This window comes from Pseudorhizobium endolithicum (assembly GCF_902153245.2).
GTDB classification, from domain to species: Bacteria; Pseudomonadota; Alphaproteobacteria; order Rhizobiales; family Rhizobiaceae; genus Neorhizobium; species Neorhizobium endolithicum.
Genome location: NZ_CABFWF030000015.1, coordinates 50,491 through 76,446, shown reverse-complemented (window position 1 = coordinate 76,446; position 25,956 = coordinate 50,491). Strand labels below are relative to the sequence as shown.

The 25,956-nt window shown below is 63.2% G+C and carries 29 protein-coding genes; 23 read left to right on the top strand and 6 right to left on the bottom strand.

All coding sequences use genetic code 11. The annotated features are described in order from the left end of the window. Positions 1-9: 9 nt before the first annotated feature. The 5 genes from ugpE to rsmI form a co-directional block, all read right to left on the bottom strand. Positions 10-852 (bottom strand): sn-glycerol-3-phosphate ABC transporter permease UgpE, encoded by an 843-nt coding sequence (gene ugpE / locus RTCK_RS17950; RefSeq protein ID WP_142593812.1) that lies wholly within the window; start codon positions 850-852, stop codon positions 10-12. Positions 853-863: 11 nt separating this feature from the next. Further along, positions 864-1,823: an ABC transporter permease subunit gene (locus RTCK_RS17945; RefSeq protein ID WP_142593811.1), complete on the bottom strand. Its 960-nt coding sequence runs from the start codon at positions 1,821-1,823 to the stop codon at positions 864-866. 72 nt (positions 1,824-1,895) lie between these two features. Next, positions 1,896-3,194, bottom strand: coding sequence for an extracellular solute-binding protein (locus RTCK_RS17940; RefSeq protein WP_142593810.1), 1,299 nt, complete (start codon positions 3,192-3,194; stop codon positions 1,896-1,898). A gap of 125 nt (positions 3,195-3,319) precedes the next feature. Further along, positions 3,320-3,685, bottom strand: coding sequence for a YraN family protein (locus RTCK_RS17935; RefSeq protein ID WP_142522030.1), 366 nt, complete (start codon positions 3,683-3,685; stop codon positions 3,320-3,322). Next, positions 3,675-4,616 carry a 16S rRNA (cytidine(1402)-2'-O)-methyltransferase gene (rsmI, locus tag RTCK_RS17930; protein WP_408004573.1) on the bottom strand — a complete coding sequence of 314 codons (942 nt, stop codon included), beginning with the start codon at positions 4,614-4,616 and terminating at the stop codon, positions 3,675-3,677. Before rsmI ends, RTCK_RS17935 begins: the two co-directional genes overlap by 11 nt. Positions 4,617-4,838: 222 nt before the next feature. Here rsmI and dnaN point away from each other — a divergent pair, with 222 nt between their 5' ends. The 11 genes from dnaN (at position 4,839) to RTCK_RS17875 (ending at position 13,291) form a co-directional block, all read left to right on the top strand. Further along, complete coding sequence (gene dnaN / locus RTCK_RS17925; RefSeq protein WP_142522031.1) at positions 4,839-5,957, top strand: DNA polymerase III subunit beta; 1,119 nt, start codon at positions 4,839-4,841, stop codon at positions 5,955-5,957. A 120-nt stretch (positions 5,958-6,077) separates the two neighbouring features. Beyond that, positions 6,078-6,671 carry a phospholipid N-methyltransferase PmtA gene (gene pmtA, locus RTCK_RS17920; RefSeq protein ID WP_142593809.1) on the top strand — a complete coding sequence of 198 codons (594 nt, stop codon included), beginning with the start codon at positions 6,078-6,080 and terminating at the stop codon, positions 6,669-6,671. Between the two features lie 4 nt (positions 6,672-6,675). Then, positions 6,676-7,275 carry a histidine phosphatase family protein gene (locus RTCK_RS17915; protein ID WP_142593808.1) on the top strand — a complete coding sequence of 200 codons (600 nt, stop codon included), beginning with the start codon at positions 6,676-6,678 and terminating at the stop codon, positions 7,273-7,275. Then, positions 7,262-7,954 carry an orotidine-5'-phosphate decarboxylase gene (gene pyrF / locus RTCK_RS17910; protein ID WP_142522034.1) on the top strand — a complete coding sequence of 231 codons (693 nt, stop codon included), beginning with the start codon at positions 7,262-7,264 and terminating at the stop codon, positions 7,952-7,954. The genes RTCK_RS17915 and pyrF overlap by 14 nt, the downstream gene beginning before the upstream one ends. Positions 7,955-7,978: 24 nt before the next feature. Continuing rightward, on the top strand, positions 7,979-8,266 hold the full coding sequence (locus tag RTCK_RS17905) for a DUF1330 domain-containing protein (protein WP_142522035.1): 288 nt from the start codon (positions 7,979-7,981) through the stop codon (positions 8,264-8,266). Between the two features lie 97 nt (positions 8,267-8,363). Continuing rightward, the gene (locus tag RTCK_RS17900) at positions 8,364-9,344 is read left to right on the top strand and encodes a complex I NDUFA9 subunit family protein (protein WP_142593807.1); all 981 of its coding nucleotides are present in this window, start codon (positions 8,364-8,366) and stop codon (positions 9,342-9,344) included. A 194-nt stretch (positions 9,345-9,538) separates the two neighbouring features. Then, positions 9,539-9,703, top strand: coding sequence for a hypothetical protein (locus RTCK_RS17895; protein WP_185928046.1), 165 nt, complete (start codon positions 9,539-9,541; stop codon positions 9,701-9,703). A 144-nt stretch (positions 9,704-9,847) separates the two neighbouring features. After that, positions 9,848-10,981 (top strand): TRAP transporter substrate-binding protein, encoded by a 1,134-nt coding sequence (locus tag RTCK_RS17890; protein WP_142522037.1) that lies wholly within the window; start codon positions 9,848-9,850, stop codon positions 10,979-10,981. A gap of 79 nt (positions 10,982-11,060) precedes the next feature. Beyond that, positions 11,061-11,645 carry a TRAP transporter small permease subunit gene (locus RTCK_RS17885; protein WP_142522038.1) on the top strand — a complete coding sequence of 195 codons (585 nt, stop codon included), beginning with the start codon at positions 11,061-11,063 and terminating at the stop codon, positions 11,643-11,645. Then, entirely contained in the window at positions 11,642-13,060 is a 1,419-nt protein-coding gene (locus RTCK_RS17880) for a TRAP transporter large permease (protein WP_142522039.1), read from the top strand. The genes RTCK_RS17885 and RTCK_RS17880 overlap by 4 nt, the downstream gene beginning before the upstream one ends. 69 nt (positions 13,061-13,129) lie before the next feature. After that, on the top strand, positions 13,130-13,291 hold the full coding sequence (locus RTCK_RS17875; RefSeq protein WP_185928045.1) for a hypothetical protein: 162 nt from the start codon (positions 13,130-13,132) through the stop codon (positions 13,289-13,291). Here the strand turns inward: RTCK_RS17875 and RTCK_RS17870 are convergent, their stop codons facing one another. Beyond that, positions 13,292-14,098: an undecaprenyl-diphosphate phosphatase gene (locus RTCK_RS17870; protein WP_142522040.1), complete on the bottom strand. Its 807-nt coding sequence runs from the start codon at positions 14,096-14,098 to the stop codon at positions 13,292-13,294. It lies immediately after the preceding gene. A 159-nt stretch (positions 14,099-14,257) separates the two neighbouring features. Between RTCK_RS17870 and RTCK_RS17865 the strand changes: the two genes are divergently transcribed. From RTCK_RS17865 to RTCK_RS17810, 12 genes are all read left to right on the top strand, one after another. Next, a complete protein-coding gene (locus RTCK_RS17865; protein ID WP_142522041.1) occupies positions 14,258-14,950 on the top strand; it encodes a glutathione S-transferase family protein in 693 nt (230 codons plus the stop codon). Then, positions 14,931-16,106, top strand: a complete 1,176-nt coding sequence (queG, locus tag RTCK_RS17860) for a tRNA epoxyqueuosine(34) reductase QueG (protein WP_142593806.1) — start codon at positions 14,931-14,933, stop codon at positions 16,104-16,106. Before RTCK_RS17865 ends, queG begins: the two co-directional genes overlap by 20 nt. Further along, complete coding sequence (locus tag RTCK_RS17855) at positions 16,106-16,978, top strand: SDR family oxidoreductase (RefSeq protein WP_142593805.1); 873 nt, start codon at positions 16,106-16,108, stop codon at positions 16,976-16,978. Before queG ends, RTCK_RS17855 begins: the two co-directional genes overlap by 1 nt. Positions 16,979-17,361: 383 nt before the next feature. Continuing rightward, positions 17,362-17,766 carry a septal ring lytic transglycosylase RlpA family protein gene (locus tag RTCK_RS17850; protein ID WP_408004571.1) on the top strand — a complete coding sequence of 135 codons (405 nt, stop codon included), beginning with the start codon at positions 17,362-17,364 and terminating at the stop codon, positions 17,764-17,766. 76 nt (positions 17,767-17,842) lie between these two features. Then, the gene (locus RTCK_RS17845; protein ID WP_142593804.1) at positions 17,843-19,138 is read left to right on the top strand and encodes an RsmB/NOP family class I SAM-dependent RNA methyltransferase; all 1,296 of its coding nucleotides are present in this window, start codon (positions 17,843-17,845) and stop codon (positions 19,136-19,138) included. A gap of 112 nt (positions 19,139-19,250) precedes the next feature. After that, complete coding sequence (locus RTCK_RS17840) at positions 19,251-20,528, top strand: imelysin family protein (protein WP_142593803.1); 1,278 nt, start codon at positions 19,251-19,253, stop codon at positions 20,526-20,528. 43 nt (positions 20,529-20,571) lie between these two features. After that, complete coding sequence (locus RTCK_RS17835; protein ID WP_142593802.1) at positions 20,572-22,110, top strand: di-heme oxidoreductase family protein; 1,539 nt, start codon at positions 20,572-20,574, stop codon at positions 22,108-22,110. After that, positions 22,110-23,216 carry an imelysin family protein gene (locus RTCK_RS17830; RefSeq protein WP_142593801.1) on the top strand — a complete coding sequence of 369 codons (1,107 nt, stop codon included), beginning with the start codon at positions 22,110-22,112 and terminating at the stop codon, positions 23,214-23,216. Before RTCK_RS17835 ends, RTCK_RS17830 begins: the two co-directional genes overlap by 1 nt. A gap of 2 nt (positions 23,217-23,218) precedes the next feature. Then, positions 23,219-24,304 carry a DUF1513 domain-containing protein gene (locus tag RTCK_RS17825; protein WP_142593800.1) on the top strand — a complete coding sequence of 362 codons (1,086 nt, stop codon included), beginning with the start codon at positions 23,219-23,221 and terminating at the stop codon, positions 24,302-24,304. A 41-nt stretch (positions 24,305-24,345) separates the two neighbouring features. Further along, positions 24,346-24,798: a TspO/MBR family protein gene (locus tag RTCK_RS17820; protein ID WP_142593799.1), complete on the top strand. Its 453-nt coding sequence runs from the start codon at positions 24,346-24,348 to the stop codon at positions 24,796-24,798. A gap of 70 nt (positions 24,799-24,868) precedes the next feature. After that, positions 24,869-25,312 carry a PaaI family thioesterase gene (locus RTCK_RS17815; protein ID WP_142593798.1) on the top strand — a complete coding sequence of 148 codons (444 nt, stop codon included), beginning with the start codon at positions 24,869-24,871 and terminating at the stop codon, positions 25,310-25,312. Further along, positions 25,309-25,947: a 5'-methylthioadenosine/S-adenosylhomocysteine nucleosidase gene (locus RTCK_RS17810; protein ID WP_142593797.1), complete on the top strand. Its 639-nt coding sequence runs from the start codon at positions 25,309-25,311 to the stop codon at positions 25,945-25,947. The genes RTCK_RS17815 and RTCK_RS17810 overlap by 4 nt, the downstream gene beginning before the upstream one ends. Positions 25,948-25,956 lie beyond the last annotated feature (9 nt).

Sequence of the window (25,956 nt, the reverse complement as noted above, 5' to 3'; positions counted from 1 at the left end):
CGTTTGTCCTTACTTGTCGTTTTCGGTCAGGCCCTTGATGAACCAGCTCTGGAACACCACGACGATCAGAACGGGGGGCAGCATGGCGAGTACCGCCAGGGCAAAGGCTTCGTTGTAGTCGGGGATCTGAGAGCCGATCCAGACCTGCAGGATCTGCTTGATGCCGCGCATCAGGGTGAAGAAGCGCTCGTCGGTGGTCATCAGCATGGGCCAGAGATACTGGTTCCAGCCATAGACGAACATGATGATGAAGATCGCCGCGATCATCGTCCGCGACAGGGGCACGAGCACGTCGATGAAGAACTTGATCGGACCTGCGCCGTCGATGCGGGCAGCCTCCAGAAGCTCGTCCGGCACCGATTTGAAGAACTGCCGGAAATAGAAGGTGCCCGTTGCCGATGCGAGCAGCGGCACGATGAGGCCCATATAACTGTTCAGCAGGCCGAGGTTCGACATCACCTGGTAGGAGGGCATGATGCGGACTTCGAGCGGCAGGAGCAGCGTGGTGAAGATCACCCAGAAGGCGAGCGTGGCGAAACGCAGGCGAAAGTAGACGATCGCATAGGCCGCCAGCATCGACAGCACAATCTTGCCGATGGCAAATCCGATGCCGAGGATGAAGGAGTTCATGACCATGCGCGAGCCGGTCACCTGGCCGGTAAAGCCGCCCTCGCGGGTCAGAACCTTTTCGTAGGTCTCTATGAAATTGTCACCCCAGGCGAGCGAAAGACCGTTGCTGTGGATGTCGGCCGCCGTATGCGTCGACGTCATGAAGGCGACGACCACCGGCACCATCAGGAAGAGTGAGCCGAGGATCAGCACCAGGTGATCGAAGAGCCTGTTTTTCTGCATGCCGTCGCCCCTCAGGTATAGTGGATGCGCCGCTCTATGAAGCGGAACTGGAAGACCGTCAGAACGAAGACGACGAGCATCAGGATGACCGACTGTGCCGACGAGCTGCCCAGGTCGTTGCCGCGGAAGCCGTCTTCATAGACCTTGTAGACCAGGGTGACGGGGTTGTTGGCCGACTTGTCCTTCACCATCACGTCTATGATGCCGAAGGTATCGAACAGCGAGTAGGTGACGTTGATGACCAGCAGAAAGAAGGCGGTCGGCGCGAGCAGCGGCAGAGTGACCGTCCGGAACCGGCGCAGACCGGATCCGCAATCGATCGCCGCCGCTTCGCGCACGGCGACGGGCACGCTCTGCAGTCCCGATAGGAAGAAGATGAAATTGTAGGGCACCTGTTTCCACACGGCGACGGCGATCATCGCGAAGGCGGTATCGAAATAACTCAGTCCCACCCGCATGTCCCAGCCGAACCAGCTCGCCACCTCGACAAACGGGCCGATATGCTGGTCGAAGAACATCATGCCGATCAGGGCGGCTACCGGTGCGGCAATCGCATAGACGGAGATCAGCATGGTCTTGTAGGCGGACGATCCGCGAATGACGGCATCCGCCTTGACCGCCAGCAGCAGGCCGATCGAAAGCGAAAAGAACGTCACCAACGCGGTGAACACCACCGTGAAGAGCGCGATGCCGCGATACTGCGCGCTGGCCAGGATGTCGGTGTAGTTGCTCATGCCGACGAAGGTCGAGCCGAAGCCGAAGGGGTCCTCGATGTAGAAGGAGGAACTGACGGCCTGGACGGAGGGCCGGTAGAAGAAGATGAAGATGACGGCGAGCTGCGGCGCCAGGCACAGATAAGGGAGGACCGGCGAGGAAAACTGAACGCGCTTGGCGCCTTCGGCAACGACCTTGGAGCCGGCGCGACGACCGAGCCAGGGCAGGAAACGGGGTGACGACGCGACATAGGCCAAGACATATCCTCCATCCGATCAGCCGGGCCGCATCCCGAAAGGAGCGGCCGGGCCATGTCGTAAGGCCGTCGATCAGCCGGCGGTCTTGGCGAAGCGGGCGAGCAGTTCGTCGCCTTCCTTCTTGATGGTCTCCATCGCCTCCTTTACCGACGTCTCGCCGGCGAAGATGCGGTTGTACTCGCGCTCCATGATGGTGCGGATCTGTGGATAGAAGCCGAGGCGGTAGCCCTTGTTCCACTCGCCGCTCGGCAGTTGCAGCTGCTGAATTCCGACCTCGGCTACTGGCGTCTCCTCGTAGTGGCCTTCTTCCTTGGCGAGATCATAGGCCGCCTTGGTGATGGCGACATAGCCGGTGGCCTGGTGGTAGAATGTCTGGATCTCCGGCGAGGTCAGGAAGTGGAAGAAGGAGGCCGTGCACTTGTTCTCGGCCTCCGACTTGCCGGACATGGCGAACAGGGCCGCGCCGCCGATGAAGGTATGGACGCCTTCCGGATTGACCGACTTCCAGTAGGGCAGGAAGGTCGCGGAGAAGGGCATCTGGGCGGTCTTCTGCAGCCCGCCGAAGGAACCGGACGACCCGATCCACAGGGCGACCTTGTTTTCTTCGAACGGCTTCTGGTTGTCGGACCAGCCGGCGCCGTAATAGCCGAAGAGGCCGCCGTCGTGCCACTCCTTGAGCTTTTCGTACATCATCACATGGTTCGGATCGGTGACGTTGATCGTCGTGTCGATGACGCTGTCGTAGCCGTTGTTGTTCGAGGCGAACTGCAGGTCATGGCGCGAGAAGAAGTTCTCGGTGAACTGCCAGGTCAGCTGCGACTGGACGAGGGGGATGTAGCCGGCTTCCTTCAACTTCGGCGCGATCTGCTCGAACTCTTCCCAGGTCTTCGGCGCTTCGACGTCGGCCTTCTTCAGGGCCTCGTCGTTGATGTACATGATCGGCGCCGAGGAGTTGAACGGCATGCCGACGAACTTGCCGTCGGAATCGGCGTAGAAGTAGCGGACGCCTTCAATGAAGTCGTCGCGGTCGAACTCGAAGCCCGCTTCCTTGATCAGGTCCTCGGCGGCAACGGTTGCGCCTTTGGCATTGATGATGGTGGCGGCACCCGCATCGAAGACCTGGAGGATGTTCGGCTGCTCACCCGAGCGGAAGGCCGCGATGCCCGAGGCGAGCGCTTCCTCGTAGGTGCCCTTGGAGACGGGCGTCAGCGCGCATTCCGACTGCGACTCGTTGAACTTCTGGGAAATCTCGTTGATGACTTCGCCGTTTCGGCCACCCATGCCGTGCCACCACGTGATGTTCGTGGCCGCCAGCGAAGACGTGGCGTAGAGCGTGACCGCCAGAGCGGCCATGGAGAACTTCTTGATCATGACTTGTCCCTTCCCACCGGTTGTAACGGTGAGAAGGCAATAGGCAGGTGACGTGACAGGCCCGTAACGGTTCCATGTCAGGAATGTTACAATCCACATAGCATCCAGGAGCCATCGGCGGCACGTCAGAAGGCGTCGGGAAAGTGCCGCGGCAGACGACCGGGAAGTATGGCGACGACATCGTAGCGCTGCGACAGGCGGGCGGCATCCGGGCGCCTGGACAGCCAGACGTCGCTGGCAGCGCGAATGCGCCGTTGCGCCATGGCGCTGACCGCGTCGATCGCCTCCCTCTCGCCTATGCGTGCCTTCACCTCGACGAAGACGGCAAGGTCTCCCTTCCGGGCAATGAGATCCACCTCCCCCGCCTTGGTGCGGAAGCGTATGGCCAGGATCCGGTACCCCTTCAGCAGCAGCAGCGCCGCGGCAAGATACTCTGCGACGTGGCCACGTCGTTCGGCACGCTGGCGGCTGAGACGGGAATCACTCTTCACCCGCCTCCCCCTTCAGGGCCAGAAGCCGCTGGTAGAGATCCTTCTTCGACAGCCCGGTAAGCCGCGCACCTTCGGCGGCGGCCTTCGACGTCGGCATGGAGGCCGCGAGTTCCCTCAGCAGGACATCCACCTCCATCGCCCCCGGGACATCGTCGATCTCCGGCGGCGCGATCAGAAGGACGACCTCGCCCTTCACGGGCCGGTCGGCGTAATAGCCGGAGAGTTGGTCCAGCGATCCCCGCCTGAATTCCTCGAACGCCTTGGTCAGTTCGCGGCAGACCGCCGCCCTGCGGCCCCCGCCCAGGACATCGGCGGCGGCGGCAAGACTCGCACCGATGCGATGGGGGGATTCGAAGAAGATCAGCGTGGCCGGCACCCTCGAAAGTTCCGCCAGCCGGTCGCGCCTCCCCTTGTCCTTCACAGGCAGGAACCCGGCAAACAGGAAGGCGTCGGACGGCATGCCGGACCCTACCAGAGCGGCGAGCGGCGCCGAGGGACCGGGGACGGGCACGACCCTATGCCCCGCCTCGATCGCCATCTGCCCCAGCCGAAAGCCGGGATCGGACACGAGCGGCGTCCCCGCATCCGAGACAAGGGCCACCGACTTTCCCTCGTCCAGCGCGGCAAGCAGCTTGGGACCGGCCTCGTCCGCGTTGTGCTCGTGATAGGCGAAAGGCCGGTTGACGATGCCGTAGCGGTCGAGCAGCACACGCGTGACGCGGGTGTCCTCGCATGCAAGGACGTCGGCTCCCGCCAGCGTTTCGAGTGCCCGCAGGGTGATGTCGCCAAGGTTTCCGATCGGTGTGGCGACGAGGTAGAGCGCCGGGTCGAGCGGACGCGCCGGAACTGCCGCATTGCCGATCCTGTAGCTGCGCTGGATGGTCTTCTGCTCGTCGTTCACAAAACCTGCCCGGATAAATTGATCGTTCACGCTTCCTTATGGGCAAGGTGAGCCCAGCGGGCAAGCGGAGCGCCGCGAAGTTTTCCCTGTGAATCGTGACGACAAGTCCGCATTCAGAGCAAGGGAACACCTCCCGGCTCTTGCTTTCTGTGCAGATGTTCTGCCATTTTGCGCCTCCACATCTTCCGGCCCTTCGGCCGGCAACTATGCGGGCGCCGCCCCGATGGCGCCCTGTCGAAAGCGGTAGCGTCCATGCGTATTACTCTTGAGCGGTCCAATCTCCTGAAGTCGCTGAACCACGTCCACAGGGTCGTTGAGCGGCGCAACACCATTCCGATCCTGTCGAACGTCCTGCTGCGCGCTTCGGGTGCGAGCCTCGAGCTCAAGGCCACGGACCTGGATCTGGAGATCACCGAGGCGGTCGCCGCCATGGTGGAGCAACCGGGCGCCACGACCGTACCGGCGCATCTTCTCTACGAAATCGTCCGCAAGCTGCCGGACGGATCCGAGGTCCTGCTCGCCACCAACCCCGACGGCGGCTCCATGACGGTGCAGTCCGGCCGCTCCAAGTTCACGCTGCAGTGCCTTCCGGAGGCTGACTTCCCCGACCTCACCGCCGGCAGCTTCACGCATACGTTCAAGCTGAAGGCGACCGATCTGAAGATGCTGATCGACCGCACGCAGTTCGCCATTTCGACGGAAGAGACGCGTTATTACCTGAACGGCATCTTCTTCCACACGATCGAGGCCGGCGGAGACCTGAAGCTGCGCGCCGTCGCGACCGATGGCCATCGCCTGGCCCGCGCCGACGTACAGGCGCCCTCCGGCTCGGAGGGCATGCCGGGCATCATCATTCCCCGCAAGACGGTCGGCGAATTGCAGAAGCTGGTCGACGATCCGGAGGTCGTCGTCACGGTCGAGGTTTCCGATGCCAAGATCCGGCTGACGATCGGTTCCATCATCATGACGTCGAAGCTGATCGACGGGACTTTCCCGGACTACCAGCGTGTCATCCCGACGAGCAACGACAAGGAAATGCGCGTCGACTGCCAGAGCTTCACTCGCGCCGTGGACCGCGTCTCGACCATCTCTTCCGAGCGCGGACGTGCCGTAAAGCTTTCGCTGTCGGACGGGCAACTCACACTGACCGTCAACAACCCCGATTCCGGCAGCGCGACGGAAGAGGTGGCCGTCGGCTACGAGAACGACCCGCTGGAGATCGGCTTCAACGCCAAATATCTTCTCGACATCACGGCGCAGCTTTCGGGCGAGGACGCGATCTTCATGCTCGCCGATGCCGGGTCTCCCACGCTGGTGCGGGATACCGCCGGCGACGATGCGCTCTATGTACTGATGCCGATGCGCGTCTGAACCAGAAAGCGGCCGGGAAACCTGCCGCTTTTTTCATGCCGTTTTCTTGGTGCGACATCCGGTTTTGTTTTTGCGCCATCGACGCCACATGAACCCAAGCTGACCAAGGAGGAGAGAAGAATGGAATTGCGCCTGAAGGAGCGACTGGGCCGGAAGTTCGATGAGGAGATCAGGTTCTTCAAGGGCTGGATCGACGGGCCAAAGAGCGTGGGTGCCATTCTCCCGACGTCGGGCGTCACGGCGCGACGGATGGCAAGCGTCATCAATCCCGCCTCGGGGCTTCCGGTGCTCGAACTGGGTCCGGGGACCGGCATCATCACCAAGGCGATCATCCACCGCGGGATTGCGCCGGGAAACATCATCTCGATCGAGTATTCGACGGATTTCTACCAGCACCTCAAGCGGACAATTCCGGGCGTGCACTTCATAAACGGCGACGCCTTCGATCTCGACCGGACCCTCGGCGAGCGGAAGGACCAGCAATTCGACGCCGTCATTTCCGCAATCCCCATGCTGAGCTTCCCGATGGAAAAGCGCATCGCCCTGCTCGAGGACCTGCTCGACCGCATGCCGCCTGGCCGTCCCGTCGTGCAGATCACCTACAGCCCGGTCTCTCCCATCGATGCCCGGCCGGACCGCTTCCAGATCAAGCACCTGGACTTCGTCGTGCGCAACATTCCGCCGGCGCAGCTCTGGGTCTACAGCCGGGGCTGACCCCATGTTCGGCGTCTACGTCACACACCCGCAGGTGAATATCGATCCGGCGGTTCCCGTGCCGGATTGGGAACTGTCGGATATCGGTCGGAGCCGGGCGCTGAAGGCGGCGCAACTTCCGTGGGCCGTGACGCTGCAAAGGATCGTTTCGAGCACCGAAAGGAAGGCCGTGGAAACGGCCGAGCTTCTCGCCAGTTTTTCCGATGCTGCCGTGGAGGTCGTTCCGGACATGCACGAGAACGACCGCAGCGCGACCGGCTTCCTCCCGCCTGCCGAGTTCGAGAGCGCGGCCGACCGGTTCTTTGCCCATCCCGACGAGAGTTTCCGCGGCTGGGAACGCGCCATCGACGCGCAGGCCCGGATCGTCCGTGCGGTCACCCGCATCCTCGACGGTCACGATCCCACCATGCCCATCGCCTTTGTCGGCCATGGGGGCGTCGGCACCTTGCTGAAGTGCCACCTCTCCGGCGCCTGGATTTCCCGCGACCGCGACCAACCCGCCGGCGGCGGCAATCTCTTCGCCTTCTCCCTTGCGGACAGGATCGCGACATGCGACTGGACGCCGATGGAAGAATGGAAGGGATTGGAACATGGACGTGCGTGATCGCCTGATCGTTGGCCTCGACATCCCGACGGTCGGCGAGGCCCGATCGATCATTTCCACGCTCGGCGAAGACATCTCCTTCTACAAGATCGGCTACCAACTCGTCTTTGCAGGCGGTCTGGACCTCGCACGCGAACTGATCCAAGGGGGCAAGAAGGTCTTCCTCGACATGAAGCTTCTCGACATCGACAACACCGTTGCCAAGGGCGTGGAGAACATCGCCAGGATGGGCGTCACCATGCTGACCCTGCACGCCTATCCGAAGGCCATGCGGGCCGCCGTCGAGGCAGCCAAAGGCTCAGAACTCACCCTGCTCGGCGTGACCGTCCTGACGTCCATGGACGAAGCCGACTTGCGGGAGGCAGGTTACGATTGCGATCCTAGGAGCCTCGTACTGCGCCGTGCCGAACAGGCTCGGGAGGCCGGCATGGGCGGGATTGTCTGCTCGGCCGAGGAAGCAGCAGGTGTCCGCGCGATCGTGGGTGAGGGCATGGCCGTCGTCACTCCAGGAATACGGCCCGCCGGCAGCGATGCCGGCGACCAGAAGCGGGTCATGACGCCGGCCGAGGCCCTGCGTTCCGGATCGAGTCATCTCGTCGTCGGCCGCCCGATCGTCAAGGCGCAGGATCCGAGGGCGGCGGCAAAAGCGATCCTCGCCGAAATGGCAGGCGCGCTCTAGTTTCAAAACAGGAGGAGAAGAAACATGCCGAAAGGATACTGGATCGCCCGCGTCGATGTCCGTGACCCGGAGCGCTACAAGGACTATGTCAGCACCGCCAAGCCTGCTTTCGAGCGGTTCGGCGCAAACTTCCTCGCCCGCGGCGGCCAGTTCGCGGAACTGGAAGGCAAGGCGCGCGCCCGCAACGTCGTCATCGAATTCCCGTCGCTGCAGGCGGCCGTCGACTGCTACAATTCCCCTGAATATCAGGCCGCTGCGAAGATCCGGCAGGAATGCGCCGATGCCGAGATGGTGGTCGTGGAAAGCATCTGACGTCCGTCAGATGCGGCGTTTCTTCTGCTTCCCGTTGCAAGACATTTGGTCTAAGAGACGGCTGACAATTTCATCCCGTTAGCTCCCGGAGCATGCCATGACCGTGTCCAACCTGCCGCCCCTCGTCACCGTCTTCGGAGGATCGGGCTTCGTCGGGCGCCATGTGGTGCGGTCCCTGGTGAAGCGCGGCTACCGCATTCGCGTAGCCGTCCGCCGCCCGGATCTCGCGGGCTTCCTGCTACCCTACGGATATGTAGGCCAGATCGCGCTGGTGCAGGCAAACCTGCGCTACCGTCAATCGGTGGACCGCGCGGTCGAAGGCGCCTCCTTCGTGGTCAACTGCGTCGGCATCCTGTTCGAAAGCGGTCGCAACTCCTTTGACGCGGTGCAAGACTTCGGCGGTCGTGCCGTTGCCGAAGCCGCGCGCGCCGCCGGCGCCAAGCTGGTGCATGTTTCGGCGATCGGTGCCGACAAGGAGTCGGACTCGTCCTACGCCCGGAGCAAGGGGCGCGCGGAAGCCGCCATCCTGTCGATCGTTCCCGATGCGGTGATCCTGCGCCCGTCGATCGTCTTCGGCCCCGAGGACAGCTTCTTCAACAAGTTCGCGGCGATGGCGAAGATGTTCCCGGCGCTCCCTCTGATCGGCGGCGGGAAGACGAAGTTCCAGCCCGTCTATGTCGGGGATGTCGCTCAGGCGGTGGCGCTCGGGGTCGACGGCGTCCTGGCGGGCGGCCGCGTCTATGAATTGGGAGGGCCGGAGGTTCTGAGCTTCCGCGAGTGCATGGAGATCGTGCTGCGGACAACGGCGCGCAAGCGTCCGCTGATTTCCCTGCCGTTCGGCATTGCGTCGATGATCGGCAGCATCGCGTCGCTGATCCCCTTCATCAAGCCGCCGATCACCAGCGATCAGGTCACGCTGCTGAAGCGGGACAACATCGTATCGGAAGAGGCCATCCGCGAGGGGCGCACGCTGGAGGGCATGGGCATCCGCCCGACGCTTCTCACCTCGGTAGTCTCCTCCTACCTCGTGCAGTACCGCCCTCAGGGACAGTTCACGAACAGCGGCAAGGCAGCCTGAGATCGTTTCGGTTGAGCGGCGGAACGCCATCCGCCGCCTGCTTCCGGTCATGTGGCGCAAACGCCGCACTGTAAGCGAGTCCTGCGCATTAACCACGGATTCAGCAAGTTCCTCTATTGAAAATGGCGTGGCCGGATCATACACGGCTGCAGCGAAATCAACGCTCAATCACTTTCTCTGAAAGGCATTCTTCCATGGGCAAGCCCATCGCACTCTTTTTTGCGTGTGCGGCGCTGACGATCCTCGTCGGCTCCTTCATCGCACCGGAAACGGGTGCAACGGGCAGCGGCAAGTGCGCTCCCGCCTATGGCGTCGATCCCTGTGCAACGGGCTCGATACCGGGCGCGTCTGCTCGATAGAACCAACCTCCCCTTCCGGACCTGTTTGCACCGCCACGTCAAATTGAAGCCGACGTGGCCTGTGCGTATTGATGTCTGCAGATTTTTCCTCAATACTGATCGTGGGAGAAGGGCAAAAGCCCGCCCGATTGGGAGGAGAAATCGATGCATGAGCCTGAGAACAAGGCGCATACGCGCCGTTCATTCCTGAAAATTAGTGCAACTGCTGGTGGTGCAGCCGCCGGGACGCTTGCCGCACCGGCAGTGCTCGCGCAATCACCGATGGTGATGAAGATGCAGACCTCCTGGCCTGCGTCCGACATCTGGATGGACTTTGCCCGGCAGTATACGGAACGGGTGCAGGCCATGTCGGGTGGTCGCCTGACCGTCGACCTCCTGCCTGCCGGCGCGGTCGTCGGAGCGTTCCAGGTTCTCGATGCGTGCCACGACGGCGTGATCGACGCCGCCCACTCCGTACCCGCCTACTGGTACGGCAAGCACAAGGCCGCATCGCTGTTCGGAACCGGCCCGGTCTTCGGCGGCTCGGCTACGACCATGCTCTCCTGGTTCTATGCCGGTGGCGGCGCGGAATTCTATCGTGAGCTGCAGCAGGACATCCTGGGTCTCGACGTCGTCGGCTTCATGGGCTTCCCGATGTTTGCCCAACCCTTCGGCTGGTTCAAGGGAGAGGTCAATACCGTTGCCGACATCAACGGCTTCAAGTACCGCACCGTCGGGCTTGCCGCCGACCTGATGCAGGCGATGGGGATGTCGGTTGCACAGTTGCCGGGGGGCGAAATCGTTCCGGCAATGGAACGCGGCGTCATCGACGCCTTCGAGTTCAACAACCCATCCTCCGACATTCGCTTCGGAGCACAGGACGTCGCGAAGCACTACTATCTGTCGTCCTACCACCAGGCTTCGGAATGCTTCGAGTTCATTTTCAACCGTGACTTCTACGAAGACCTAGAGCCGGACCTGCAGGCCATTGTCCGTTATGCGGTTGAGGCGGCATCCACTGCCAATACGGCATCGGCCATGGACAACTATTCGGCGGATCTCCTGAAGCTGCAGAACGAGGCCGGCGTCAACGTGCATCGCACGCCAAAGGAAATCCTCGACGCACAGATCAAGGCCTGGGACGACCTGATCGTCGAGTTGGAAAAGGACGCCTTCATGAAGAAGGTGCTCGACAGCCAGCGTGCCTGGGTGGAGCGGGTCACCTATTTCGAACTGATGGCCTCTCCGGACTACACGCTTGCCTACAATCACTACTTCCCGAACAAGCTGAAGCTCTGACGGCGTCCGGCCGGCGGCATCGAAACGGCAGGGGCTCATGCTCCTGCCGCCTTCCACCCGACACGGAAAGACGTCCATCATGCTGGCATTCATACGTTTTGCAGACGCCACGTCGGCGTGGTTCGGCAAGGCATTCGCCTGGCTGATCATCCTCATGACCTTCGGCACGAGCTTCGAGGTCTTCGTCCGCTACCTCCTCAACCGGCCGACGCCCTGGGCGCTCGACCTCTCCTTCATCATGTACGGCACGCTGTTCATGATGGGCGGGGCCTATACGCTGTCGCTCGGCGGCCATGTGCGGGGCGATTTCCTCTACCGCCTCTGGAAGCCGCGCACGCAGGCGGCGCTCGACCTCGTCCTCTACCTGATCTTCTTCTTCCCCGGCGTCACGGCACTCATCTTCACCGGATGGAAATATGCCGCGCGCTCGTGGAGCTATGGCGAGGTCAGCATCAACAGCCCTGCCGGCATCCCGATCTACCAGTTCAAGACGGTGATGGCCGCTGCTGGAATCCTCCTCTTCATCCAGGGCATCGCCCAGGTGCTCCGCTGCATCCTCTGCCTTCGCGACGGGCGCTGGTTCGAGGCAGAGGTGGATATAGAGGAGACCGAGGAGATCCTTATTCGGGAAAAGCAAGCCGAACTGGCCGGGGGCAAGGAATGACTGATCCGCAAGTGGCCATGACCATGCTTGGCCTGTTCATTTTCATCATCTTCCTTGGCTTTCCCATCGCCTTCACATTGATGGCCATGGGTATCGGGTTCGGATACTATGCCTATTACGAGCCGGGCCGCATGTGGCGGGCCTTCAACCGGCTGGACGAGAATGCCGGCTGGTGGGACAGCATCAGCCTGTGGGCCGAGGGCTTCTTCAACAACCGCATCTTCGACCTGTTCGTCAACCAGACCTATTCGGTGATGGCCAACGACGTGCTGACGGCCATCCCGCTCTTCTTGTTCATGGGCTACATCGTCGAGCGCGCGAATATCGTCGACCGGCTGTTCACCACGCTCAACATCGCCTCGAAGAACCTTCCCGGTTCCATGGGGGTGGCCGCGCTCATCACCTGCGGCCTGTTCGCGACCGCGACCGGCATCGTCGGCGCCGTGGTGACGCTTATGGGCCTGCTCGCCTTCCCGGCCATGCTGAAGGTGCGCTACAACCACTCCTTCGCCGCAGGCATCATCTGCGCGGGCGGTACGCTCGGCATCCTGATCCCGCCTTCGATCATGCTGATCGTCTATGCGGCGACCTCGGGAGTCTCGATCGTGCGCCTCTACGCGGGGGCGCTCATTCCGGGCTTCCTGCTGCTCGGGCTCTACCTCGCATATGTGGTGATCCGTGCGATCCTTCAGCCGAGCGTCGCTCCGAAACCGACCGAGGAGGAAGTCCCTGACGTCCCTTTCCTCAAGCTCTTCGTCATGCTGATGACGTCCTTCTTCCCACTCGCCTTCCTGATCCTTGCCGTGCTTGGATCCATCCTCTTCGGTCTGGCGACCCCTTCGGAAGCGGCCTCGATCGGCGCGTTGGGCGGACTGGTGCTGGCGGTGGCCTACCGGGCGCTCACCTGGGACCGCATCCGGCAGAGCGTCTACCTGACGATCCGGACCTCGGCCATGGTGTGCTGGCTCTTCGTCGGCTCCTATACCTTCGCCTCGGTCTTCGCCTATCTCGGCGGGGAACAGGTGATCTCCGAGTTCGTGCAGGGGCTGGACCTGACGCCCCTGCAGTTCCTGCTGCTCGCGCAGCTGATCATCTTCATCCTGGGGTGGCCGCTGGAGTGGTCAGAGATCATCGTCATCTTCGTGCCGATCTTCCTGCCGCTGCTGCCGATGTTCGGCATCGATCCGCTGTTCTTCGGCATCCTGGTAGCACTCAACCTGCAGACGGCGTTCCTCTCACCGCCGATGGCGATGTCGGCTTACTATCTCAAGGGCATCGCGCCGCCCTATGTGCAGTTGACCCAGATCTTCTGGGGCATGCTCCCCTTCATGGGGCTCGTGGTGCTGAGCATGGTGATCGTCTATCTGTTTCCGCAACTGGTCTTCTACCTGCCCGACCAGGTTTACGGCCGCTGATGTGCGTCGCTGATGCCGCAGTCGCGGCGTCGGCGCACGCCAGACATGATTTGGAGAAGGACCAAGGACATGCACCGGATTCTGGCTTCGCTCGCCTTTCTCACCCTGTGTGCCTTCCTCATCATCTTCTTGTGGCGGGTGCCGCGGGTCGACCTCGGCATCCTGTTCCTCGTCACGCTGGCGATGGCTGCTTACGACTTCTTGTTCTACCACCACACCGACCGCCGCTGACTACCCGACGAGCAGCAGTCCGATAAGCCCTGCCGTCCCGACGACAATCCGCCACCAGGCGAACGGGGCATAACCGCGGCTGGAGACGAAATCGAGCAGCGAGCGGACAACCACCAGCGCCATGACGAAGGCCGCGACGAAACCGATTGCGATGATGAGTCCGTCGTCGGCGCGGATGATGTCCCTGTTCTTGTAGAGATCGAGCGTGAAGGCGCCGAGCATGGTGGGCATGGCGAGGAAGAAGGAGAACTCGGCAGCGGACCGCTTGTCCGCTCCCATCAGGAGAGACCCGACGATGGTGGCCCCGGAACGGGACGTGCCGGGTATCATCGCCAGGCATTGAAAGAGCCCGATCTTGAACGCCAGCGACGGTGGGTAATCCATGATATCGGTGTATTTCGGCTGGATGGCCATGCGGTCGACCGCAAGCAGCACGAAGCCACCGAGGATGAGGACTACGCAGATCAGCGCCGGCGTTTCGAACAGGACCGTCTTGATGATGCCGTGCGCCAGCGCTCCTATGAGGGCTGCCGGCAGGAACGCGAGGAGAACCGTCAGCACGAACCGCCGCGCCCTCTCCGAACTCGGCAATGCAAGGGCGATGTCCAGGAGCTTGCGGAAATAGACGAGCAGGATCGCCAGAATGGCACCCAGCTGGATCAGCACCGCGAACGTATTGCCTGGAGATTCGAAACCGAGAAAATGGCCGGCGAGGAGGACATGCGCGGTCGAGGACACGGGTATGAACTCCGTCAGCCCCTCTATGAGTCCGAGAACGAGAGCGCTGACGATAGATTGTTCCGGCATTCTTCATCCTTTATTGGTGGTACGCCGACAAGATGCTCGGGAACCGTAACAGGCCCTTCGCTTGCCTTGCCCCTTACCAAAGCCATATAGCTGGGCTAATGCAGCGAAGCGCGATCCAGCCGTTCCTTCCTATACCGTATTCGTAAAGCTCACGTATCGATGCCCACGCTCTTTCATCATCCCATGTCCTCCAGTTCGCGATTCGTCCGCCTTATCCTGGCCGAATATGGCTTTCCGGCGGAACTCGTCGAAGAACAGCCGTGGGAAAAGCGTCGCGAGTTCCTGGCCCTGAACCCGGCCGGAACCCTTCCCGTCTATGTCGATGACAGCATGCGTGCGCTCTGTGGCCCGACCGTGCTGATGGAATTTCTCGACGAAACCCACGGCGTGCTCAAGCGTGATCGACGTCTGTTCGCGGAGGATCCTTTCCAGCGGGCCGAGATCCGCCGGCTGACGGAATGGTTCCTGTCGAAGATGGAGCAGGACGTCACCAAGCCGCTGGTGCGCGAACGGGTCTACAAGCTGCAAATGACCGCCGCGCAGGGGGGTGGCGCCCCGGATTCGAAGGCGCTTCGTACCGCACGCGCCAACATACGGCAGCACATGAAATATCTGTCCTGGCTCGCGGGATCGCGACCGTGGCTCGCCGGCGATCGCCTTTCCTATGCCGATCTTGCGGCAGCCGCCTCGGTTTCCGTCCTCGACTATCTCGGCGAGATCGAATGGGCGGAAGCACCGATCACCAAGGACTGGTACCAGCGGCTGAAATCGCGCCCCTCCTTCCGGCCCTTGCTGGCCGAACGGATCCGGGGCCTTACGCCGGTGTCTCACTATGCAGATCTCGACTTCTGAACAGCCAGCCGGGCGCGCCGGTCCCGACCTGCGGCGCCGGGAGAAGCTGACTGCGCTGGTCAAGGCAGAGGCCGCCGCGCAAGGCTTCGATCTCTGCCGCATCACCCATGCGGGGAGCATTCCCTTGGCACCGGAGCGGCTAGGCACCTTCCTCGCCGAGGGTCAGCACGGCACCATGAGCTGGATGGAGGAGACCCGTGAACGGCGCGCCGATCCGAGGGTGCTGTGGCCCGAGGTGCGGTCCGTGGTGATGTTCGCGCTGAACTACGGTCCCGAGGACGATCCGCGCTCCCTGCAATCGAAGCCGGACCGCGGTGCGATCTCCGTCTATGCACGCAACCGCGATTACCACGACGTCATCAAAGGGCGCCTCAAGGAAATCGCGACGCGGTTCGCCGCGCGAGCCGGAGAGGACGTGAAGGTCTTCGTCGATACCGCCCCGGTCATGGAAAAGCCGCTGGCCGCCGCCGCAGGCCTCGGTTGGCAGGGCAAGCACACCAACCTCGTCAGCCGCAGCCACGGCTCCTGGCTCTTTCTCGGCAGCGTGTTCACGACCGCCGAGCTTGTCCTGGACGAGCCGGAAGCCGATCACTGCGGCTCTTGCCGCGCCTGCCTCGATGCATGCCCGACGAACGCCTTTCCCGCGCCCTACAGGCTGGATGCACGCCGCTGCATTTCCTACCTGACGATCGAACACAAGGGGCCGATAGACCCGCATCTCAGGCCGTTGATCGGCAACCGCATCTATGGCTGCGACGACTGCCTTGCAGCCTGTCCCTGGAACAAGTTCGCCGCAAGCGCATCGGAGATGAAACTGAAGGCACGGGAAGACCTGAAGGAGCCGCCCCTTTCCTTCCTGCTGGCCCTGGACGACGCGGCCTTCCGCAGCTTCTTCAGCGGTTCGCCGGTGAAACGGGTCGGACGCGACCGGTTCGTCCGCAACGCATTGATCGCGGCCGGAAATTCGGCAGACGCGAGCCTGATCGAGCCCTGCCTGAAGCTCGCCCGCGATCCATCGCCCGTGGTGCGCGGCATGGCGGTGTGGGCGCTGAAGCGCCTCATGCTCCCGGAAGAATTCCAACGCTTCGCGGCGTCCCATGGCGATGAGGACGATCCGGAGGTTCTCGACGAATGGCGGCTGGCGGGAGCGGCATGATGCAGATGATGATCTCCGGCTGCGGCTATTCCGGCGCGGCGATCGCAGCGGCAGGCATCGAGACCGGAGCCGGGGTGGCGGGAACGACGCGGACGATTGCCAAGGCGGAGGCGCTTGCCGGCAAGGGCGTAGAGGCATTCGTCTTCGACGGCACCGGTCTCGATGAAGCCTTGAAGCACAGGCTTTCGCAGGTAACCCACCTCGTTCAGTCCATCCCGCCGGATGCTGCCGGCGATCCGCTGCTCAGGTTCGCGGACCACCGTCTCCATGCGCTTTGCCCCAGGCTCGAATGGATCGGCTATCTTTCCACCGTGGGCGTATATGGCGATCAGGGTGGCGCCTGGGTGGACGAGGAGGCGGAGTGCCGCCCTTCCCCGGGCCGCTCTCAGGACAGGGTCGAGGCCGAGCAGGCGTGGACTGCCGCGGGAGAAGCCATGGGCGTACCGGTCGCGGTACTACGCCTTGCCGGCATCTACGGACCTGGCCGGAATGCATTCGTGAACCTGGAGCGGGGAACGGCACGCCGGATCGTCAAGAAGGACCAGGTCTTCAATCGGATCCGCGTCGAAGACATTGCGGATGCGACGCTTTTTCTCGCCGGGTCGGGACGCGGCGGCATTTTCAACATCACGGATGACGAACCGGCGCCGCCGCAAGACGTCATCGCGGAGGCGGCACGGCTCATGGGAGTCGAGCCCCCTCCGGAACAGCCGTTCGAGACAGCGGAGATGACGCCGATGGCCCGCTCCTTCTACGGCGCCAACAAGCGCGTCTCCAACGGCAGGATCCGCAGGCTGGGCTTCCGGTTCAGCTTCCCCCACTACCGGATGTCGCTCCAACAGCTCTGGACGACGGGGCTCTGGCGCGGATAGAAGCGACTATCAGACAGGATGAAAAATTCATCCAAGTGACGGCTACGGCCCCAAACGGCCGGCCATCTGACACAAAGTCGCCAAATTTTCGCGTCGCGCACCCTTTTTTTGTTGCCTTGCAACAAAAAAATTTCATCTCTTTTCGTGAACTCTGCCCGCTCAGGAAGGCCCAAGAAACGGCTTCTCGTCTAGTTACTGATTCTAGATAAGTTTTCTCACAATGTCCTCAAAATCCCGCGAATAGATAGCCGGATATGCGACTGCGGAATATTACAGACTGAAACATTCCGTGATGACGCCGCGCACTTTTTCGCCAATTTTCGCCCCGCTTAACCGTTTCCCGCACGGCTTGTGCAGGACATCGACCGACGGGGACGACAGACTTGACGACAATTCGACGCTCGACTTTCGCCGCGGCTGCCTTTGCTGCTTTCGCAATGCTCGGCTCCGCATCGGCTCAGGCTGCGCCCGGCTGCGGCCACGCCTCCTGGTATGCGCTCACCTCCAAGACCGCTTCCGGTGAACGGATGAACCCGGCCCATCTAACGGCCGCCCACCGCTCCCTGCCCTTCGGAACGAAGGTCAAGGTCACCAACAAGCGCAACGGCAAGAGCGTGATCGTACGCATCAACGACCGCGGCCCATTCATCAAGGGCCGGGTTATCGACGTATCCAAGGCGGCCGCCCAGAACATCGGCATGGTGCGTTCGGGCACCGCGCAGGTCTGCTACCAGATCGTCGACGCCGGCACGCGCAAGGTATCCGGCAAGGGCCTGAAGGACGGCTGAGCCGGCCTGCCCTTGCTCTTCCGGTCGATGATGGTTAGGACCCGTTCGGACGGGTTCAACCGGAACGGAGACTGACATGCGACTGGGCGGAAGGCTCGGCGGAGCCATCGATATCCTGAGGGACATCGAGAACAGACGGCGCCCCGTCGCCGACGCGCTGAAGGACTGGGGGCTCGCCCACCGCTTCGCCGGCTCCGGCGATCGCGCCGCGATCGGCAACATCGTTTACGACGCGCTGCGCATGCGCCTTTCGCATGCCTTCCTGATGGATGACGATGCGCCGACGGCACTTGCCTATGCGGTCCTCATCCGGCAATGGGGGCTTTCGCCGGAAGCCCTTTCCGCCGAGTTCGCCGATGACCGCTTCGCCCCGCCTCTCCTCACCGAGGCGAACCTCTCGGCCCTTTCCTCCCGCAATCTCGACGATGCACCCCTGCATGTGCAGGGCGACATCCCGGACTGGATACAGCCATCCTTCGAAACCGCATTCGGCGAGGACTGGCTGACGGAGGCCAAGGCGCTGGCGGAACGTCCGACCCTCGATTTGCGCGCCAACACGCTGAAGGCGTCGCGCGAGAAGGTCGTGAAGGCGCTCGACCGCTCCGGAGCCGTCCCGGCGCCGATTGCGCGCAACGGGGTAAGGATACCCGCCGGAGAGGGAGCGTCACGCCTGCCGAACGTCACTGCCGAGCTTTCATTCCAGAAGGGCTGGTTCGAAGTACAGGATGAGGGCTCGCAGATCGTGGCCGATCTCGTTCATCCGCCGGAACACGCGCAGGTGCTCGATTTCTGCGCCGGCGGCGGCGGCAAGACGCTCGCGATGGCGGCCGCAATGAACAACAAGGGCCAGGTCCACGCCTATGACGCCGACCGCAAGCGGCTGGCCCCGATCGTCGAGCGGCTGCGGCGCGCGGGCACCCGGAACGTCCAGGTGCATGACGATGTCCGCCAGCTCGATGCGTTGAAGGAAAAGCTGGACGTGGTTCTGGTGGATGCGCCCTGCACCGGCACCGGTACCTGGCGGCGCCGTCCCGATACGAAGTGGCGGCTGACGTCGCGCAACCTCGAGGAGCGCGTCGCCCAGCAGCAGGAGGCGCTCGGCGAGGCGTCGGCCTTCGTGAAACCCGGCGGCAGCCTCGTCTATGTCACCTGCTCGGTGCTGCCTGAGGAAAACGAACGGCAGATCGAGCGCTTCTGCGGCGAACATCCGGCCTTCTCTGCCGAGGCGGTGACGGACGAATGGAACACGCTGTTCGGCGCCGACACCCCTCGTCCCCGCAGCCGTGACGGCAGGATGCTGACTCTTACGCCGGCGAGCACCGAAACAGACGGATTTTTCTTCTGCAGGATGCGCAGAGCATCTGCGATTTGATCTCCGTCAAGACTACGCCCAGACTTCCGTCTATTCCAAACTAGACACCAGTTTTCATTTGCGTCATGCACGTCCGGTGCAGCCGAGGGAAAAGGCTGCCGAAGGAGGGACCATGATCCGCAAGACATTTTTGGGCGCGGCCTTCGCGCTCTTGGCCGCATCCGCAGCCTTTTCCGTGACGCCGGTTGCCGCAGCCACGGAGCCCGCCGCTGTCGTGAAGCACTATGCCGAACTGGCGCATGCGAAATACGAAGACTCGCTGACAACGGCAAAGGCACTGGGTGCCGCCATCGACGAGTTGATCGCCAAGCCGAGCGAAGAAACGCTGAAGGCGGCGCGTGAGGCCTGGATCGCGTCGCGCGTTCCCTACCAGCAGAGCGAGGTCTATCGCTTCGGCAACCCGATCGTCGACGAGTGGGAAGGCAAGGTAAACGCCTGGCCTCTGGACGAAGGGCTGATCGACTACGTGGATGCATCCTACGGCACCGAGAGCGACGAGAACGCGCTCTATGTCGCCAACATCATCGCCTATCCGAAGCTCACGGTGAATGGCGAGGAGATCGACGCCAGTTCCATCACGCCGGATCTTCTCCGCAGCCTGCACGAGGCGGGCGAGATCGAGGCCAATGTCGCAACCGGCTACCATGCCACCGAATTCCTGCTCTGGGGCCAGGACCTAAACGGTACCGAGGCTGGCGCCGGCAATCGTTCCCATACCGATTTCGACACCGCCAACTGCACCAACGGCAGTTGCGACCGCCGCGCAGCCTACCTGAAGGCCGCATCAGACCTGCTGATCGCCGATCTGGAGGAAATGGTCGCCGCCTGGGCGCCCGAAGGCGAGGCCGCCAAGGCGGTGACCGCCGATCCGCCGGCCGGTATCCGCGCCATGCTGACCGGCATGGGTTCGCTCTCCTACGGGGAACTCGCCGGGGAGCGCATGAAGCTCGGCCTCCTACTGCATGATCCGGAGGAGGAGCACGACTGCTTCTCCGACAACACGCATGCCTCCCACCTCAACGATGCCATCGGCATCGCCTCGGCCTATACGGGCGAATACACCCGCATCGACGGCACGAAGCTGACGGGGCCCTCGCTTTCCGACCTCGTCTCAGTCAAGGATACGGCGCTCGATGCGGAGGTGAAGGCAAAGCTGGACACAACGCTCGCCGCCATGAACGCCATGGCCGAGCGGGCAGAAAGTGGCGAAGCCTATGACCAGATGATCGGCGAGGGGAACACGGAAGGCAATGCCGTCGTGCAGGCCGCCATCGACGGACTGATCGGCCAGACCCGGTCCATCGAGCGCGTCATTGCGTCGCTGGATCTCGGCGCGATCGAGCTTGAAGGCTCCGACAGCCTTGATAATCCTGATGCCGTCTTCCAATAAGAAAAGGAAGGAAGCCGCCCGTTCAGGGCGGCCCTGAACCACGATGAGAGCGCTCAAAGCCAGCCTGTTCGTCCTGCCGATCCTGTCGGGCGCTCTCCTTCTGTCGCCGCTTGTCGCAGTTGGCGAGAGCCGGATCTTTCCGACCGAGCGGACTGACCTCTCGCCCAAGGACAAGAAGCGTGTCGCCGGCGTCACCCGTCCGACCGAGGACTTCTCCAGGGCCGAGAACTTCGAAACCATGCAGGGCGGGGCGGCGACCACCAAGGCGATCGTCAACGGCGATGCCTTCTCGCATTTCTCTGCCAACCTCACTTTCGCAGAAGAGGAGGAGTTCAAGCTCGGCAATGCGCTGTTCCGCAAGCTCTGGGTTTCCTCTCCCTCCTCCACCCAGGCCTCCGATGGTCTCGGTCCGCTGTTCAACGCGCGCGCCTGCCAGAGCTGCCACCTGAAGGACGGCCGCGGGCATCCGCCGGAAGGGGCCGCGGACGCCACCTCCATGTTCCTCAGGCTGGGCCGCCCGGCCCGTACGGAGCAGGAAAAGGCGCTCATCGCCCGCCACGAGGCGCTGAACTTTCCGGACATCACCTACGGGAAACAACTGCAGGATCTCGCTATCCCCGGCCTGAAGTCGGAAGGCACGATGGTGATCTCCTACGAGGAAGTGCCTGTGACGCTCGCGGACGGAGAGGTCGTGTCGCTGCGCAAGCCTGCCTATTCCGTGAAGAACCTGAACTACGGCCCGCTCGAGCCGGACGTGACGCTGTCGCCGCGGATTGCACCGCCGATGATCGGCATGGGCATGATCCAGGCGATCCACGAGGCCGACATCCTCGCCAAGGCCGACCCCGAAGATGCCGACGGCGACGGCATTTCCGGCAAGCCGGCGATCGTCCGCGACCATCGCACGCAGGAACTGAGGCTCGGCCGCTTCGGCTTCAAGGCGCAGAACGCATCGGTGCGGGACCAGTCGGCCTCGGCCTTCGCCGGCGATCTCGGCATTTCCAATCCCGACGCCCCGTTCCATCACGGCGACTGTACGAGTGCACAGACGGACTGCCTGGCGCGTGCGGCCGGCGTACAAGAGCGGCTCGGCGATACGGAAGCGCCGGACCCGGTTCTCGACCTCGTGACCTTCTACTCCGAAAACCTTGCCGTCCCGGCCCGCAGAAATCCGGGTGATGTCAAGGTGCTGAGGGGCAAGGAACTCTTCTACCAGTCAGGCTGCACCGCCTGCCACACGCCGAAATTCGTCACCCGCCGCGATGCCGAAAACAAGGCGCAGGCCTTTCAGTTGATCTGGCCCTACTCCGACTTCCTGCTGCATGACATGGGAGAGGGGCTGGCAGACGGGCAGCAGGTGGGCGTGGCCGACGGCCGCGAATGGCGCACGCAGCCGCTCTGGGGCATTGGCTTGACCGAAACGGTCAATGGGCACACCTTCTTCCTCCATGACGGACGGGCCCGCAACCTCACGGAAGCGATCCTCTGGCATGGCGGCGAGGCCCAGGCCGCCCGCGATGCCTTCGCCTCCCTCAACAAGGACGAGCGTACGGCATTGATCGCGTTCCTGGAGTCGCTCTGATGCTGAGATCGCTTGCGACGGCCGCGCTTAGCATGCTTGTTTTCGCGTCCACTGCCACCGCGCAGGAAGAGGCGATCAGGCCCACGCTTCCGCGGCCGGAGGTCATACGGACGGTGATCGAAAAGGCCGTCGATGGCTTCATCCTGCCGGGCTATCGCGATTTCCATGCAGCAGCCGACGCACTCACCGGCAACATGGACGCCCTCTGCAAAACCCCTTCACCGGCAGCATTGGCCGCCGCAAAGGAGGGCTTCGCGGAGGCGGCGCGAAGCTGGGCGCGCATCGAAATCGTCCGTGCCGGCCCCGCCATCGAAGAAAACCGCTTCGAGCGCATCCTCTTTTATCCCGATCGCAAGAGCACCGGGCTCAAGCAGGTGCAGGCACTGCTTGCCAGGCCCGACGAGAACGCCACCGAAGTGGCGGTCCTCAAAGGCAAGAGCGTCGCCATGCAGGGCTTCGGTGCCCTGGAATTCGTGCTGGCAGGCACCGGCTCCGAGAGCTTGGCAACTGAGGAAGGCAGCTTCCGCTGCCGCTATGGCCGCGCGGTAGCGCAGAACATCGAGCAGATCGCTTCCGAGCTCGCAGCACTCTGGGACGCGCCGGACGGCGTGCAGCGGGACTGGAAGGAGCCGGGTCCGGACAATCCCCTGTTCCGCACGGAGCAGGAGGCAATGACGGCGCTGCTCGGCATTCTCGTGCATGGCGCCGAGATGGTGCGCGACCAGAGGATCGAAACCTTCTACAAGGGCGGGGACAAGCCGGTCTTCCCGAAGCAGGCGATATTCTGGCGGTCGCAGAACACCTGGACCATGATCGAGGGCAATCTGGAGGGCCTGCGGGACCTCATCCGCACCTCGGAGATGGTCGACCTGCTTCCCTCCGACCAGCATTCCATCATCGACTCCACGGAATTCGTCCTGAAGTCGCTGCTGCGCGTCGTAGGCCAGATGGACGTGGACATCGAAGCTGCCGTTGCCGATCCCGCCGGACGCCAGAAGCTGGACTTCCTGCTGATCAACGGCCGCGACCTGATTACCCGGCTGAATGACCAGTATGGCGGGGCGATCGGCCTCACCTCCGGCTTCTCCTTTTCCGACGGAGACTGAGCATGGCCGGGCGGAGCGAACTCATCGACCGCCGCAGCTTCATGAAGGCGGCCGGCATCGGCTTTGCGGCGACGCTTGCTCCGCGCTCCCTGCGGGCGCTGGAGCGAAGCGATGCCGTCTATGCCTCGGGGTTCCGCGCACCCGACGGCTCCTTCGGCATCGCCACCGTTTCCGAGCGCGGCGAGATCATCGACCGCACCGCGCTGCCTGCCCGCTCCCACGGGCTGGCGTTCAGTCACGCAGCAGGCCGCCTCGTCGCCTTCGCCCGCCGGCCCGGCATCTTCGCCGTGGTGACCGATCCGATCGGACGTGCCGAACCTCTCGTCATCGCCGCCCCCGAAGGGCGTCACTTCTATGGCCACGGGGCCTTCTCCCCGGACGGCCGCCTGCTCTATGCCAGCGAGAACGACTTCGACGCCAATCGCGGCATGATCGGCATCTATGACGCAGCCGGCGGCTTCCGGCGCATCGGAGAATTCGAGGCGCACGGCATCGGCACCCATGACATGGCTGTCTCGGACGACGGGACAATGCTGGTGATCGCCAATGGCGGCATCGAAACCCATCCGGATTTCGGCCGCACCAAGCTCAACCTCGACCGGATGGAGCCGTCGCTGGTGCTGCTGGACGCACGCGACGGGCGGTTGATCCAGAAGCACAGGCTTCCACCGCCGCTGTCCCAGCTCTCGACCCGCCACCTCGCTTTGGGAGACGGCGGGCGGATCTGGTTTGCCTGCCAATGGGAGGGTCCGCGCAATGCCCGCCCCCCGCTTGTCGGACACGTTGGACGAGGGGAAGGTCTGGCGTTCATTCCATTGCCGGCGCACGTGAGCGACGGCCTCGCCAACTATGTGGGAGCGATCGCCGTCAACCGGCGCGAGGGCATCGTCGGGCTGACCTCTCCGAAAGGCGGCCTGGCAGTTAGCCTTGATGCAAGGACCGGCGAAGTCGTGCGGGAGCAGGCGATCGTCGACGCGGCAGGCATCGCACCGTCAAACACAGGTTTTGCCGTCTCCTCCTATGACGGCCGCTTCAACGAGATCCGCAGCAAAGTCGCCTGGGACCAGCATATCGTGCGGCTCACGTGAGAGGACTGGCGCAAAGCGACCCACGCCCTATGTTCCCGCCCATGAAGAAAGCACTTACCTACATCCTGTTCATCGCCGTCATTGTCGGGCTTGGTGCACTCAGCGGCGTCAGCAACATGCCAGGCGACTGGTACCAGTCGCTGGAGAAGCCGTTCTTCCAGCCACCATCCTGGGTCTTCGGGCCTGTCTGGACGACGCTCTACGTGTTGATCGCGATTGCCGGCGCGCGCACCTGGCTTCAGGCACCGGCTTCGGGACGGATGCAGGTCTGGTTCATGCAGATGATCCTCAACTTCCTCTGGTCCCCCGCCTTCTTCGGCTACCAGAGCCCGATCCTCGGCCTCGTCGTCATCATCCCGATGCTCGTCGCGATCCTCGCCTTCATCCGGCTGAGCTGGAACGCCGACCGGATTTCCGCATGGCTCTTCCTGCCCTATGCGGCCTGGGTCTCCTTCGCCACCGCCCTCAACCTGTCGATCGCGCTGCTGAACTGACCGCGAAGCCGTTCCCCGCTTGCCCGGCACCCGGCGGCATGCCAATTTTGCAAGCGCGAGAGGGCATGAAATGGATGAAACAGACGATTTCCGCGAGCGGATCAGGCAGAGCTTCGGTCGCCAGCCGGCGATGGAGACCATCGGTGCGAGGCTTACCCGCATCGAACAGGCTATGGTGGAGATCGAACTGCCGTTCGACCCGAAGCTGACGCAGCAGCACGGCCTGTTGCATGGAGGGATCATCTCCACCGCGCTCGATACCGCGTGCACTTATGCGGCCTTTTCGATGATTGCCCCTGGCGCCTCGCTGCTGACAATCGAATTCAAGGTGAACCTCATGTCGCCGGGTCGCGGTGAGCGCTTCCTCTTCCGCGGCGAAATCACGAAACCCGGCTCTACCATCATCGTGGCGGATGGGCGTGCCTATGCGATCGCCGACGGGCCGGCGAAGCTGATCGCCTCCATGACGGCGACGATGATGGTAGTCCGCGGACGCGAAGACATCGTCGGATGAGGTTCGAGCTCACGCAGGCAGGCGGGCGGTCCCTCCTCTTCGTCATGGCCGTGGACGCTGAATACGGACCGCATCTGCGCCGGCGGATCACACCGCTGATGACCGGGGTCGGGCCGGTGGAGGCGGCCGTCAGCCTCACCCATGCCTTGACGCTGTCGCAGGCAGACAAGTCCCTTCCGGACCTCGTCGTGTCGCTCGGCTCGGCCGGGTCGCGAAACCTGGAGCAGACGGAGATCTATCAGGTCTCTTCCGTCTCCTATCGCGACATGGACGCCTCGCCGATCGGCTTCGAGAAGGGCCGCACCCCGTTCCTCGACCATCCGGCAGTGATCGACCTGCCGCACCGCATCCCGGACATTCCCTCCGCCTCCCTCTCCACCGGCGGCAATGTCGTCTCCGGCACGGCCTACGACCGGATAGAGGCGGACATGGTCGACATGGAGACCTTCGCCCTGCTACGCAGCTGCCACCGGTTCGGCCTGCCGCTGATCGGGCTGCGCGGCATATCCGCCGGCAAGGAGGAATTGCGGCACGTGGGCGACTGGACGGAATATCTCCACGTCATCGACGAGAAGCTTGCCTCGGCCGTCGATCGACTTCTGGAAGTCCTGGCAAGAGGCGAATTGCGCCTCTGACGCAGTTGC